The organism is Micromonospora sp. IBHARD003, assembly GCF_056106285.1.
Map to the genome: position 1 here is coordinate 4246597 of NZ_JBWBBX010000001.1, position 14205 is coordinate 4260801.

General features: G+C 68.4%; 10 protein-coding genes. 9 read left to right on the top strand and 1 reads right to left on the bottom strand.

Features of this window, described 5'->3' with window-relative positions:
* Window positions 1–93 precede the first annotated feature (93 nt).
* From ACTWOL_RS18880 to ACTWOL_RS18890, 3 genes are all read left to right on the top strand, one after another.
* A complete protein-coding gene (locus ACTWOL_RS18880) occupies window positions 94–792 on the top strand; it encodes a PadR family transcriptional regulator (RefSeq protein WP_474301195.1) in 699 nt (232 codons plus the stop codon).
* 52 nt (window positions 793–844) lie between these two features.
* On the top strand, window positions 845–1927 hold the full coding sequence (locus ACTWOL_RS18885) for an inositol-3-phosphate synthase (RefSeq protein ID WP_474297909.1): 1083 nt from the start codon (window positions 845–847) through the stop codon (window positions 1925–1927).
* A gap of 88 nt (window positions 1928–2015) precedes the next feature.
* Entirely contained in the window at window positions 2016–3272 is a 1257-nt protein-coding gene (locus tag ACTWOL_RS18890) for an MFS transporter (RefSeq protein ID WP_474297910.1), read from the top strand.
* A gap of 100 nt (window positions 3273–3372) precedes the next feature.
* Here the strand turns inward: ACTWOL_RS18890 and ACTWOL_RS18895 are convergent, their stop codons facing one another.
* The gene (locus ACTWOL_RS18895; protein ID WP_474297911.1) at window positions 3373–4839 is read right to left on the bottom strand and encodes a CCA tRNA nucleotidyltransferase; all 1467 of its coding nucleotides are present in this window, start codon (window positions 4837–4839) and stop codon (window positions 3373–3375) included.
* 207 nt (window positions 4840–5046) lie between these two features.
* Here ACTWOL_RS18895 and ACTWOL_RS18900 point away from each other — a divergent pair, with 207 nt between their 5' ends.
* From ACTWOL_RS18900 to trxB, 6 genes are all read left to right on the top strand, one after another.
* On the top strand, window positions 5047–7341 hold the full coding sequence (locus tag ACTWOL_RS18900) for a DUF6049 family protein (RefSeq protein WP_474297913.1): 2295 nt from the start codon (window positions 5047–5049) through the stop codon (window positions 7339–7341).
* A gap of 46 nt (window positions 7342–7387) precedes the next feature.
* Window positions 7388–9589 carry a murein biosynthesis integral membrane protein MurJ gene (gene murJ, locus ACTWOL_RS18905; RefSeq protein ID WP_474297914.1) on the top strand — a complete coding sequence of 734 codons (2202 nt, stop codon included), beginning with the start codon at window positions 7388–7390 and terminating at the stop codon, window positions 9587–9589.
* 121 nt (window positions 9590–9710) lie between these two features.
* On the top strand, window positions 9711–11438 hold the full coding sequence (locus ACTWOL_RS18910; protein ID WP_474297915.1) for a protein kinase family protein: 1728 nt from the start codon (window positions 9711–9713) through the stop codon (window positions 11436–11438).
* A gap of 73 nt (window positions 11439–11511) precedes the next feature.
* Window positions 11512–12183 carry an RNA polymerase sigma factor SigM gene (sigM, locus tag ACTWOL_RS18915; protein ID WP_474297916.1) on the top strand — a complete coding sequence of 224 codons (672 nt, stop codon included), beginning with the start codon at window positions 11512–11514 and terminating at the stop codon, window positions 12181–12183.
* A complete protein-coding gene (locus ACTWOL_RS18920; RefSeq protein WP_474297917.1) occupies window positions 12180–13085 on the top strand; it encodes a hypothetical protein in 906 nt (301 codons plus the stop codon). The genes sigM and ACTWOL_RS18920 overlap by 4 nt, the downstream gene beginning before the upstream one ends.
* A gap of 143 nt (window positions 13086–13228) precedes the next feature.
* Complete coding sequence (trxB, locus tag ACTWOL_RS18925; RefSeq protein WP_474297918.1) at window positions 13229–14194, top strand: thioredoxin-disulfide reductase; 966 nt, start codon at window positions 13229–13231, stop codon at window positions 14192–14194.
* Window positions 14195–14205: the final 11 nt, after the last annotated feature.

A 14205-nucleotide genomic window follows, 5' to 3' on the forward strand; every position in this document is an offset into this window, starting at 1 on the left:
GGCCCTATCGTCTGGATGTATCGAGTCGATACATCAGCACGGCATAGAAGTCCGGGAAGGCGGAGGAGGCGGTCGGTGAGCAGACGTTCCGGCATCCTCGAGTTCGCCGTACTCGGCCTGCTCCGTGAAGCTCCGATGCACGGGTACGAGCTGCGCAAGCGGCTCAACACATCACTGGGGATCTTCCGGGCCTTCAGCTACGGAACCCTTTACCCCTGTCTCAAGACTCTGGTCGCCAACGGCTGGTTGATCGAGGAGCCGGGCAGTGCCCCTGAGGACGCGCTGGCCGCGTCGCTGGCGGGGCGCCGAGCCAAGATCGTGTACCGCCTGACGGCCGAGGGCAAGGAGCACTTCGAGGAGCTCCTCTCCCACACCGGCCCCGACGCCTGGGAGGACGAGCACTTCGCGGCCCGTTTCGCCTTTTTCGGGCAGACGGAACGTGACGTCCGGATGCGGGTGCTGGAGGGCAGGCGCAGCCGGCTGGAGGAGCGGCTGGAGAAGATGCGCGCCTCCCTCGTCCGTACGCGCGAGCGCCTCGACGACTACACGCTTGAGCTCCAGCGCCACGGAATGGAGTCCGTGGAGCGCGAGGTGCGCTGGCTGAACGAGCTCATCGAGAGCGAGCGGGCGGGACGGGACCAGCGCCGGTCCCCTTCCGGTGACGACGCTCGGCAGGACACCACATCTGGAGAGACGGGCGGCCTGCCCCGGCACCGGGGCGCAGCGCCCCCCGAGGGGAGCCCTTCCGGGTCCTCCGACCAGCCGGATCCGTCCGATGACACCACCAAGTGAAACCCCGCAGACACGCAGGGTTTCGTACGAGAACAAACAGGGAGCAACCGGAATGGGTTCGGTTCGCGTAGCCATCGTCGGCGTGGGCAACTGCGCCGCTTCGCTCGTGCAGGGCGTCGAGTACTACAAGGATGCCGATCCGGCCGCCAAGGTGCCGGGTCTCATGCATGTCCAGTTCGGCGACTACCACGTCCGCGACGTCGAGTTCGTGGCAGCCTTCGACGTCGACGCGAAGAAGGTCGGCCTCGACCTCGCGGACGCCATCGGTGCCAGTGAGAACAACACCATCAAGATCTGCGACGTGCCGACCACGGGTGTGCAGGTCCAGCGCGGCCACACGTTCGACGGTCTGGGCAAGTACTACCGCGAGACCATCGAGGAGTCCGCCGAGGCCCCCGTCGACGTCGTCCAGGTCCTCAAGGACCAGCAGGTCGACGTGCTCGTCTGCTACCTGCCGGTGGGCTCCGAGGACGCCGCGAAGTACTACGCGCAGTGCGCCATCGACGCCAAGGTCGCCTTCGTGAACGCGCTCCCGGTCTTCATCGCCGGCACCAAGGAGTGGGCGGACAAGTTCACCGAGGCCGGCGTCCCGATCGTCGGTGACGACATCAAGTCGCAGGTCGGCGCCACCATCACGCACCGCGTCATGGCGAAGCTGTTCGAGGACCGGGGTGTCATCCTCGACCGCACCATGCAGCTGAACGTCGGCGGCAACATGGACTTCAAGAACATGCTCGAGCGCGAGCGCCTGGAGTCCAAGAAGATCTCCAAGACCCAGGCCGTCACCTCCCAGATCCCCGACCGGGAGCTCGGTGAGAAGAACGTCCACATCGGCCCGTCGGACTACGTGGCCTGGCTCGACGACCGCAAGTGGGCCTATGTGCGCCTCGAGGGCCGCGCGTTCGGCGACGTCCCGCTGAACCTTGAGTACAAGCTCGAGGTCTGGGACTCCCCGAACTCGGCCGGTGTCATCATCGACGCCGTGCGTGCGGCGAAGATCGCCAAGGACCGCGGCATCGGCGGCCCGATCCTGTCCGCGTCCTCGTACTTCATGAAGTCCCCGCCGGTCCAGTACTTCGACGACGAGGCCCGCGAGAACGTCGAGAAGTTCATCAAGGGTGAGGTCGAGCGCTAAGCGCCCGACGAACACCGTCCCTCGTGGACATCTGAGGGTCCCCGTGGCATCTGCCCGGGGACCCTCTTCCTGTGTGACGCTTGCGCACATGCCTGTCGTACGTGATCTGCGCGTACTCCTGCGCCTGTCCGACTTCCGCCGCCTGCTGACGGTACGGCTTCTCTCGCAGTCGGCCGACGGGGTCTATCAGGTCGCGCTCGCCGCCTATGTCGTGTTCTCTCCCGAGAGGCAGACCTCACCGGCCGCGATCGCTTCGGCGATGGCCGTGCTGCTGCTGCCGTACTCGCTCGTCGGCCCCTTCGCCGGAGTTCTTCTGGACCGCTGGCAGCGCCGCCAGGTCTTCCTCTACGGCAATGTGCTGCGGGCCGGACTCGCTGCCGTCACCGCACTGCTGATCGTCGCGGCACTCCCCGACTGGCTCTTCTACGCCTCGGCTCTCTGTGTGACAGCCATCAACCGCTTCATCCTGGCGGGACTGTCCGCTTCACTCCCCCGTGTGGTCGACGAGGACCGGCTCGTGATGGCCAACTCCGTATCGCCGACCGCGGGGACGCTCGCCGCGACAGCCGGCGGCGGACTCGCCTTCGCCGTACGGGTGGTGGCCGCCGACTCCGACGCCGCGGTCGTCCTCCTGGGCGCCATCCTGTATCTCTGCGCCGGCCTCGCCGCGCTGCGGATGGCCCGTGAGCTCCTCGGCCCGGATCCCGAACAGGTCACATCGCGCCCGTCCACGGCCCTGAAGTCGACGGCTCGCGGCCTTGTCGGCGGACTCCGCCATCTCGCCCGGCGCCCGGCCGCCGCACGGGCACTCGCGTCGATGAGCCTGCTGCGTTTCTGCTACGGCGCACTGACCGTGATGGTCCTGACGCTGTGCCGGCACGCCTGGTCAACCACCGAGAAGGAGGGCTTGACCCTGCTCGGGCTGGCCGTAGGAGTCTCAGGAGCCGGATTCCTCACCGCGGCCGTCGTCACGCCCTGGGCGGTGGACCGCCTCGGGCCGTTCGGCTGGATGGCGGTGTGCGCGGGAGCTGCGGCGATCCTCGAGCCGGCGCTAGGTCTGGCGTTCGCTCCCGCACCGATGCTCGTCGCCGCGTTCATTCTGGGAGTGGTCACCCAGGGATCGAAGATCGCCACGGACACGGTCGTTCAGACGACCGTCGATGACGCTTTCCGCGGGCGCGTCTTCTCCCTCTACGACATGCTCTTCAACGTCGCCTTCGTCGGTGCTGTCGGCGTGGCGGCGCTGATACTGCCTCCGGACGGCAGATCCGTCCCTCTCGTCATTCTGGTGGCCGTGCTCTACGGCACCGTCGCGCTGGCCATGACCCACTGGCGCAGGGGCTGATGTTTCACGTGAAACATCAGCCCCTCACTGCCTACGGCCACGCGGCACCACGATGTTTCACGTGAAACATGACCACGACCGATGAGCGCTCCGCCCTGGATCAGTCCTGCGCGGCCCACCACTCCTTGAGCGCCGCGACGGCCGCTTCATGCTCCAGAGGCCCGTGCTCCAGCCGCAGCTCCAGCAGCGCCTTGTAGGCCTTGCCCACCACGGGGCCGGGACCCACGCCGAGGATCTCCATGATCTGGTTGCCATCGAGGTCCGGACGGATGGAGTCCAGCTCCTCCTGCCCCTTCAGCTGGGCGATGCGCTCCTCAAGCCCGTCGTAGGCGCGGGAGAGGGCATTCGCCTTCCGCTTGTTCCGCGTGGTGCAGTCCGAGCGGGTCAGCTTGTGCAGCCGCTCCAGCAAGGGGCCGGCGTCACGCACATAGCGCCGCACCGCGGAGTCGGTCCACTCGCCGTCGCCGTAGCCGTGGAACCTCAGATGAAGCTCCACAAGCCGGGCGATGTCCTTGACCATGTCATTGGAGTACTTGAGCGCCGTCAGCCGCTTCTTGGTCATCTTGGCGCCCACCACCTCGTGGTGGTGGAAGGAGACCCGGCCGTCGGACTCGAATCGCCGCGTCCTGGGCTTGCCGATGTCGTGGATCAGCGCGGCGATGCGCAGAACGACGTCCGGTCCTTCGTCTTCCAGGTCGATGGCCTGGTCCAGCACGGTCAGTGAGTGCTCGTACACATCCTTGTGACGGTGGTGCTCGTCGCTCTCCAGCCGCAGTGCGGGCAGCTCGGGAAAGAAGTGCCCGGCAAGGCCGGTGTCGACGAGAAGCCCCAGGCCCTTCCTCGGGTGCGACGCAAGGATGAGCTTGTTGAACTCGTCACGGATGCGTTCCGCGGAGACGATCTCGATCCGATCCGCCATGTCCTTCATGGCACTGACGACCTCGGGGGCCACCTCGAAGTCCAGCTGAGCGGCGAACCGCGCGGCCCGCAGCATACGCAGCGGATCGTCGGAGAACGACTCCTCGGGGGTCCCGGGAGTGCGCAGCACCCGGGCAGCGAGATCCGCGAGGCCACCGTACGGGTCGACGAACTCCTTCTGCGGGAGTGCGACCGCCATCGCATTCACGGTGAAGTCCCGACGGACGAGGTCCTCCTCGATGGATTCGCCGTACGACACCTCGGGCTTGCGCGAGGTCCGGTCGTACGCCTCGGAACGATAGGTCGTGACCTCGATCTGAAAGCGCTGGACCGCGTCCCCGACACGGGCGTCCTTCTGGCATCCGACGGTGCCGAACGCGATCCCCACATCCCATACCGAATCCGCCCACGGCCGGACGATCTTCAGCACATCCTCGGGGCGGGCGTCCGTCGTGAAGTCGAGATCGTTGCCGAGCCGCCCCAGCAGTGCGTCCCGGACCGATCCGCCGACCAGGGCGAGAGTGAAGCCAGCCTGCTGGAAACGGCGGGCAAGCTCGTCGGCGACAGGGGACACCCGCAGCAGTTCGCTGACCGCGCGGTGCTGCACAAGACTCAGTGCAGTGGGGTTGTCTTCGTTGGCGTTCGGCACAACAGAAGAGGGTACGTGCCCGCACAGATCAGGGCTTCCCGGTTTCCCGAGCCATCGCCGCCCGGCCGATCATGTGGCGCAGTCCGCGGCACTTCGTCACAGCGCACCTCGTTACCATGCCTGGACACAGCTAGAGCTGTGGACCCCCAAGGCAACAGACGACAAGGGACGGACGGGCACGTGGCCGAGGCGGCAGAATTCCAGGGGATGGGTACCTCTCCTGCCCGCCGGTGGCTGCGGCGTACAGCCGCCCTCCTCGCGGGAGCACCGCTTCTGGCCGCACTCATGTACGTACCTGCGGCCCCGTCCGCAGCTGCCGATACGAGTGCCGTCCACTCCGCCTCCAGTGCCGCTGACTCCTCCACCGTCGATGTGTCCTTGGACACCTTGTCTCCGAGCGCCCCTGTGAAGGACGACACGCTCACCATCACAGGCACGGTGACCAACAAGGGCAAGGAAACAGTCACCGGGGCCGAAGTCGATCTGCTGGTGGGCCCGCGCCTCGCCGCACGCTCCGAGATCGACGACGCGGCCAAGGGCGACGACTACACACCGGGGAGGGACGGGGAAAAGCTGGGTGCTCCCTACACCGTCCCGCTCCGTCCGCTGGGCCCGGGGCTGAGTACGAACTTCTCCCTGACCGTCCCGGTGGGCAAGCTCGGGCTCGACGAGGACGAGCCCGGGGTGTACCAGCTCGGGGTGACGCTCTCCGGACGGACCTCCAGCAAGCCGTACGACCAGGTGATGGGCGTGGAGCGGACCTTCCTGCCCTGGCAGCCGGAGGGTGTGGAGAAGAAGACCCAGGTCGCCTTTCTCTGGCCGCTCATTTCCTCGACGCGTCTGTCCGCCGAGACCGGCTCCGACGAACGGCAGACCCCGCTCTTCGAAAACGACACCCTGGCCGCGGAGCTCGCCCCCGGCGGCCGGCTCGACCAGCTCGTCTCCCTGGGCAGCGAGCTTCCCGTGACCTGGGTCATCGACCCCGACCTGCTGGCGACGGTCGATGCGATGACCCGGGACTACAACGTCAGAAACGGGTCCGGCGACCCCATCCCGGGCCGCAACCAGGCCGCGGCCAAGAGGTGGCTGAGTTCGGTCGAGAAGGCGGTACAGGGTCGGAAGGTCGTCGCGCTTCCGTTCGGTGACCCCGATCTGGCCTCCCTCGCCCACCGGGGGAAGGACGTCTCCGGGTCCCTCAGCCAGCTCCAGCCCGCCACGGCAGTCGCCGAGACCACCGTCGAGACGATCCTGCACATGAAGCCCTCGACCGACTTCGCATGGCCCGTGGAGGGAGCGATCGACCCGTCGATCGTGGACGTGGCGACCTCGGCCGGCGCAGACAAGATCATCTCCCGTAGCGACAGCTTCCGGGAGACGGTGTCCTACACACCGTCCTCCGCCCGGCCGATCGGAGGCGGTACGACCGCGGTCGTCGCGGACGACCGGCTCTCCACGGCCTTCCAGGGCGACATGTACAACAGCAACGACTCGACCCTCGCGGTCCAGGAGTTTCTGGCGCAGACGCTCTCCCTGACCCTGCAGACCCCGCACAAGCAGCGCACCATCGTGGTGGCGCCCCAGCGGATGCCCACGGCTTCGCAGGCCCAGACGATGGCCGCCGCCCTGCAGGCCCTCTCGGGTCAGCGCTGGACGCAGCCCGTCGACCTCATCACCGCGGCCGCCGCCAAGCCGGACCCCGACGCGACCACCAAGGTGCCGCCGGCGTCGCGCTACCCGGGCAAGCTCCGCACGCAGGAACTGCCCGTCCAGACCTTCCAGGACATCCGGACCACACAGGAGACCCTGAACAACTTCAAGGTCATCCTCACCGCCCCGGACCGGGTGGTCACTCCCTTCGGCAACGCACTCGACCGGGAGATGTCCACGTCCTGGCGGGGCAGGGCGGCCTCGGCAGCCGACTACCGGCGTGGAGTGCAGGCCTTCCTGGAGGACCTCACCACGCAGGTCCGGCTGTTCCAGAAGTCGGCCGTGACCCTCTCGGGCCGCAGCGCCACGATCCCGGTCACGGTGCAGAACAAGCTGGTCCAGGAGGTCGACCACCTGGTTCTGCGACTGAAATCCTCGAACCCCACCCGGCTCAAGCTCAACGACCGCAGCGATGTCGCCGAGCAGCGGATCAAGATCGACGGCGGGCACAGCCAGTCGGTGAAATTCGCCGCCGCGGCCAATGCCAACGGGCCGGTCGAGGTGACGGCTCAGCTGTACACCGAGGACGGAATGCCGTACGGGGACCCGATGACCTTCACGGTCAAGGTCTCCGAGGTCACCCCGACCGTGATGCTTGTCATCGCGGGCGGCGTACTGTTGCTCGTCCTCGCGGGCATCAGGATGTACACCCAGCGCAAGCGCGCTGCGGCCCGCGAAGTGTCCACCGAAGCTGATGCGGGCGACAGCGCCGAGCAGCAGCCGAGTGACCCGGCGCCGGACACCCGTCCGGAAAGCGGGAACCCGTCGGACACGGGTGAGAAGGTGGACCATTGAGCGATGTCGTGGCCGGTCGGCCGGGGACGATGAGGTGGGGTAACCGATGAACGCGCCGTACGACGGTGACCGCACGGAGGGCACGGGCAGCACCCCCGCGCCACCCGTCGGCTCCGAGTACCCCTCGCCCGGCCCCGGGAGAGGGGAGCAGCCCGCGGCGGGCCACGTGCCCCAGCCGTCGCCCGAGCCCACCCCGGACCCGTACGTGCAGGACGCCTATGCGCACGATCCCTACCGGTCCCGGGACCTCTCCGCCCAGGACCCCGTGTCGGAGGCGCTCTACGACCGCGCCGCGCACCCGCCTCCGCCTCCCGGCTATTACCAGCAGCCCCAGCCCCTCTACCAGCAGCCTCCCGCCCAGCAGTACGCACCCGACCCGCAGATCTGGGCGCAGACCCCGGCCCCGGAGCCGGACGGTCCGTCGCGCCGGCTGCCTTACGGGGACGACAACCGCACCGTCCAGTTCACGGGCGTCGACGACCTGGTGACCCGGGCGGGCGAGGACGGGACGGAACCGGACGCCTTCGCCCATCTCTACCGCGACCAGCAGGGCTCCGTCCCTGCCCAGGACGAGACGGAGCAGCAGCCCACCCCGGCTCCCGCGCCCGGACGAACAGGGGGCCGGGCTGCCGGACTGCTCAAGTCCAGTGCCGTGATGGCAGCGGGCACCCTGGTGTCGCGTCTCACCGGCTTCGTCCGCAGCCTTGTGATCACCGGCGCCCTCGGTGCCGCCCTGCTCGGTGACGCCTTCACCGTCGCCTACACACTGCCGACGATGATCTACATCCTCACGGTCGGCGGTGGTCTCAACTCCGTCTTCGTGCCACAGCTCGTCCGCGCCATGAAGAACGACGACGACGGCGGCGAGGCCTACGCCAACCGGCTGCTGACCCTGGTCATGGTGACCCTCGGCGCGATCGTCGTCCTCGCCGTGTTCGGAGCGCCTCTGCTGATCGCGGCCATGTCGCCCACGATCGCGGGCGACCCGCCGGCGAACAGCGTCGCGGTCACCTTCGCCCGCTACTGCCTGCCCACGATCTTCTTCATGGGCGTGCACGTGGTGATGGGCCAGATCCTCAACGCCCGCGGCAAGTTCGGCGCGATGATGTGGACGCCGGTCCTCAACAACATCGTGATGATCTCGACCTTCGGCCTGTTCATCTGGGTCTACGGCACCTCTGCCGAATCCCAGATGAGCGTGCAGACCATCCCGCCGGAGGGCGTACGGCTGCTGGGCATCGGGACGCTGCTCGGTCTGGTCGTCCAGGCCCTGGCGATGATCCCCTACCTCCGCGAGACGGGCTTCCGCTTCCGCCCCCGCTTCGACTGGAAGGGCAAGGGCCTCGGCAAGACGGTGAAGCTCGCCAAGTGGACCGTTCTGTTCGTCCTGGCGAACCAGGCCGGCGTGCTCGTGGTGACCCAGCTCTCCACCGCCGCCGGTGCGGCGTCCGGCAAGGACGGCGCCGGCTTCCTCGCCTACTCCAACGCACAGCTCATCTGGGGCATGCCGCAGGCCATCATCACCGTGTCGGTCATGGCGGCCCTGCTGCCCCGGATCTCCCGGGCCGCGCACGACCAGGACACCGGTGCCGTGCGCGACGACATCTCGCAGGGGCTGCGGAACTCCGCCGTCGCGATCGTCCCGGTCGCCTTCGCGTTCCTGGCGCTGGGCGTTCCGATGTGCACGCTGCTGTACGCGTCCGCCGGTGCGGAGGCCGCCCGGTCCATGGGCTTCATCCTCATGGCCTTCGGTCTGGGGCTGATCCCCTTCTCGGTCCAGTACGTGGTGCTGCGGGGCTTCTACGCCTACGAGGACACCCGAACGCCGTTCTACAACACGGTCATCGTGGCGGCGGTGAACGCGGCGGCGTCGGCGGTCTGCTACCTCGTCCTCCCGCCCCAGTGGGCCGTGGTGGGCATGGCGGCCTCCTACGGGCTCGCCTACGCGGTCGGCGTGGGTGTCGCCTGGCGCCGGCTGAGCAGCAGACTGGGCGGGAATCTGGACGGCTCGCATGTGGTCCGCACCTACGCCCGGCTCAGCCTGGCGTCCCTCCCCGGCGCCTTCGCCGGGGGTGCGGCAGGCTTCATGCTGCTCAGGGCACTGGGAGACGGCGCCCTGGGGTCGCTGGTCGCGCTGATCGTCGGTGGAGTGGTCCTGCTCGGAATCTTCTCCGTCGCGGCGAGGAAGATGCGGATCGAGGAGCTCAACGCCATGGTCGGTATGGTGCGCGGACGACTCGGCCGCTAGAACGGTCCACTTCGCGCACAACCATCGTCCACCACCGTGTGTCGTGCATAGCACCGGACTGTGGGCACAATTGGCATGGCTGTTGGATATGGCGCAACGGATGGGGAGGCAGGGAACGACGGTGGCGGAACGTAGCACGGCTGCCGTCGACGTGGCCGACAACAGCGGTGACGACCCGCTGGCCGCCAAGGCGGACAAGGCCACGACCGACGGGGTGGCGCAAGCCGATGACATGGCGGACAAGAGCGCCGAGGACAGGGGCAGCGAGCGCGAGAGCGGCGAGCAGCCCACCATGACGACGCCCGACTTGCACAGCGGACACAGACTCGCCAAACGCTACCGGCTCGAGGAATGCGTCACCCGTCTGGACGGATTCAGCAGCTGGCGTGCGGTCGACGAGAAACTGCGCCGTGCCGTCGGCGTCCATCTCCTGCCCGCCGACCATCCCCGCGCCCGTTCCGTACTGGCCGCTGCGCGTTCATCGGCTCTCCTGGGCGACCCGCGTTTCGTGCAGGTCCTGGACGCCGTGGAGGAGGACGACGTTGTCTACGTCGTCCATGAGTGGCTGCCCGACGCCACCGAACTCTCTGCGCTGCTGACGACCGCGCCGATGGACGCCCACGACGCCTATCAGCTGGTCAGCCAGCTCTCCCAGGCCATGGCGGCCGCGCACCGTGAGGGCCTTGCCCATCTGCGGCTGACCCCCAACTCGGTCCTGCGCAGCTCCACCGGCCAGTACCGCATCCGCGGGCTGGCCGTGAACGCGGCGCTGCGCGGTATCAGTACGGACCGGCCGCAGCGCACCGACACCGAGGCCATCGGTGCCCTGCTCTACGCGGCCCTGACCCAGCGGTGGCCCTACGAGACCGACGCCTACGGTCTCTCCGGACTCCCCAAGGGCGTTGGGCTCATCGCCCCGGACCAGGTCCGCGCCGGTGTCCACCGCGGGCTCTCGGAACTGGCCATGCGGGCGCTGATCAACGACGGTGCGACGGCGTCCCGGCAGGAGCAGCCCTGCACCACCCCGGACGAGCTCGCCAAGGCCGTCGCGGAGATGCCCCGTATCCGGCCTCCGGAGCCCGCCTTCACGCCGCCTCCGGAGTACCAGCGCACCACGTACCAGCAGGGCACCTACGGCCGTCCGGGAGCCCGCCCGGGGGCCGCGGCCACGCAGCCGGTTCCGGCACCTCCCGCACCGCTGGAGAGCCGTACCGGCAAGGTACTGAAGTGGACCGTGGCCGCCCTGCTCATCGCCGCCCTCGGTCTCGGCAGCTGGCAGATCGCCGACAAGTTGCTCGACCGCAACAAGGCGGAACCCGAGAACCCGGGCAGCAGTCAGACCACCGACGAGAGCCAGGACGACAAGCCGAAGTCGCCGGTGCCGCTGGCCATCAAGGACGCGGAGGAGTACGCCCCGGACGGCTCGCCGCAGAATGCCGCCGACGTCGACAAGTCCTTCGACAACGATCCCTCCTCGTACTGGCGCACCAAGTACTACCTCGACGGTCCCGATCTGGAGCCGTCGATCAAGAAGGGCGTCGGGATCGTCTACGACCTCGGCGACGCCAAGGACGTCTCCGCCGCCTCGATAGCGCTCCGCTACGGAGGGCCGCACACCAAGGTCTCGCTCTACGCCGTGGACTCCAAGTCGCCGTCCGGCTCCGTCGAGTCGATGCAGCAGATCGCCACGGTCCAGACCAACGACAAGACGGCCCAGCTGACGATGAAGAAGCCCGCACACAGCCGCTATGTGCTGCTGTGGATCACGGCCATGCCCTACTCCGGTCAGGACGGCCCGAGTGGAGCGGGCTACAAGCAAGCCATCACGGACGTGAAGTTCACCGGCTGACACGCTGACAGGTACCGAGACATGGGGAGGGGGCTCACCGTTGGACAGCGCCGCGCTCGGCGATGCAACCGACATGGAACTCCTTGAGCTCCATGTCGCCGGCAACCCGGATGCCTTCGGCGAGCTCGTCCGCCGCCATCGCGACCGGCTCTGGGCCGTTGCCCTGCGCACGCTGGGGGACCGGGAGGAGGCCGCGGACGCGGTGCAGGACGCCCTTGTCTCGGCTTTCCGGGCGGCCCATACGTTCCGCGGTCAGTCTGCTGTGACGACCTGGCTTCACCGCATCACCGTCAATGCCTGTCTCGACCGGGCCCGGAAAGCGGCCTCCCGCAAAACGTCGCCGGTCGATGACACCGAGCGTCTGGAGCAGCTCCTCGAGCCCCATGAGTCTGCCGAGGCACCCGCGGAACGCCAGGACCTCCACCGTGAGCTCCTGGCCGCACTGGCCAGACTTCCGGCCGATCAGCGGGCCGCCCTGGTACTCGTCGATATGCAGGGCTACCCGGTGGCGGAGGCCGCACAGATGCTGGACGTGCCCACGGGCACGGTGAAGAGCCGCTGTGCGCGCGGCCGGGCGCGGCTGCTCCCCATGCTCACTCATCTACGCAGCGACACCGGGGATAGCGGCGATTCCCACGGCGGAAGGAACCGGACGCCGGGGACATCCGTCCCACCGGCGATGGGACCGAAGGATGCAGGGCCAAGTGATCCTGCCGGGGTGAAGGGCGGAGGTGGGCGCGCGTGACCTCCACGACCGGCACGGCTGAGCACCCGGAAGTCTCGGAGATCGCCGATCTCACCGAGGGCCTCCTGTCGCCGTCCCGCCAGGCCGCGGTCAAGGACCACCTGGAGGGCTGTTCGCTGTGCTCCGAGGTCCGGGAGTCCCTGGAGGAGATCCGCGGCCTTCTCGGCACGCTCCCGGAATCTCAGCGCATGCCGGACGACATCGCCGAACGCATCGATGCCGCGCTCGCCGCCGAGGCACTGCTCAGCGCGACCACGCCACAGGAGGGGGCGCAGGACGAGCCGGAGCATGTTTCACGTGAAACATCGGCGGTCCCCCCACACCACGGCGCAACCGGTCCTGCCGATCGCCCGGTCGGACGGGCGCGTGCGGCCACAGGCCCCGGCCGGGATCGTCCCGGCCGCCGTCGTCGCCGGATCGCCGTCCTGGGCGCTGCACTGGGCATCACCGCCGCCGGGATAAGCGTTCTCCTCCTCCGCTCCGTCGGGATGCAGAGCGACAACGCCGAGAAGACCCAGAGCCAGGTCAGCGCCGGCGATTCCACCGGTGACGCGCTTTCCGAGAGCACTCTCGCGACGCGGGTGCACCGACTGCTGGCCACGACTGTCTCGACGCAGGAAGCCTCGCCGGGCGGAACCAAGCCGGCTCCCCGTATGCAGCCGATGCGCACCCCTGAGAGCGAGGCTGTGCCCGCCTGTATCCAGAGGGGCACCGGCCGCAGCGAGCCGGCCATCGCGATGGAGCAGGGCACCTACGCCGGAACCAAGGCCATCCTCGTGGTTCTGCCGCACCCCGGCGATGAGACCCAGGTGCAGGCGTATGTGGTCGACGCGTCATGCGTCGAGACTGCACCGTCAGGCAAGGGGAAGCTCCTCCTCACGCATGCCTACCCTCGCCCCTGAGAGACCGGATGTCTCCGGAAACGGTCGACGTGGCGCTCGGAGCTCGCGGGAATGCCTGCCCCTTAGGATCCGTTGGGTGGGGTGAGAGTCCGTGAAGGCGCCCCTTAGGCAGCAGGCAGTCCCCAGAGACGAGGAAGTAACCCGTGAGCGACGTCCGTAACGTGATCATCATCGGCTCCGGGCCGGCCGGCTACACCGCGGCGCTGTACACGGCCCGCGCGTCGCTGAAGCCGCTGGTGTTCGAAGGCGCCGTCACCGCTGGTGGTGCGCTGATGAACACCACCGAGGTGGAGAACTTCCCCGGTTTCCGCGACGGCATCATGGGACCGGACCTGATGGACAACATGCGGGCGCAGGCCGAGCGCTTCGGCGCCGAACTCATCCCGGACGACGTTATCGCCGTGGATCTCACGGGTGACATCAAGACCGTCACGGACACCGCGGGGACGGTGCACCACGCCAAGGCCGTCATCGTCACGACGGGCTCCCAGCACCGCAAGCTCGGTCTGCCGAACGAGGACGCTCTGTCCGGTCGTGGCGTGTCCTGGTGTGCGACCTGCGACGGCTTCTTCTTCAAGGACCAGGACATCGCCGTCGTCGGTGGCGGTGACACGGCCATGGAGGAAGCCACCTTCCTGTCCCGCTTCGCCAAGTCCGTGACGATCGTCCACCGTCGTGACAGCCTCCGGGCCTCCAAGGCGATGCAGGAGCGCGCGTTCGCCGACCCGAAGATCAAGTTCGCCTGGAACAGCGAGGTGGCCGAGATCCACGGCGACCAGAAGCTCTCCGGTCTGACCCTGCGCAACACCCAGACCTGCGAGACCTCCGAGCTCCCCGTGACCGGCCTGTTCATCGCCGTCGGCCACGACCCGCGCACCGAGCTCTTCAAGGGGCTGCTGGAGCTGGACGAGGAGGGCTATCTGAAGGTCGACGCGCCGTCCACCCGCACCAACCTCGCCGGTGTCTTCGGCGCCGGTGACGTGGTGGACCACACCTACCGCCAGGCGATCACCGCCGCCGGCACGGGCTGCTCGGCCGCTCTGGACGCGGAGCGCTTCCTCGCCGCTCTGGCGGACGAGGACAAGGCCGCTGCCGCGGTTACCGCCTGACCGCGTGGAGA

Coding starts and splice junctions, on each gene's coding strand:
- ACTWOL_RS18885 (WP_474297909.1), top strand. CDS start 845: ATGGGTTCGGTTCGCGTAGCCATCGTCGGCGTGGGCAACTGCGCCGCT.
- ACTWOL_RS18890 (WP_474297910.1), top strand. CDS start 2,016: ATGCCTGTCGTACGTGATCTGCGCGTACTCCTGCGCCTGTCCGACTTC.
- ACTWOL_RS18900 (WP_474297913.1), top strand. CDS start 5,047: ATGGGTACCTCTCCTGCCCGCCGGTGGCTGCGGCGTACAGCCGCCCTC.
- murJ (WP_474297914.1), top strand. CDS start 7,388: ATGAACGCGCCGTACGACGGTGACCGCACGGAGGGCACGGGCAGCACC.
- sigM (WP_474297916.1), top strand. CDS start 11,512: ATGGAACTCCTTGAGCTCCATGTCGCCGGCAACCCGGATGCCTTCGGC.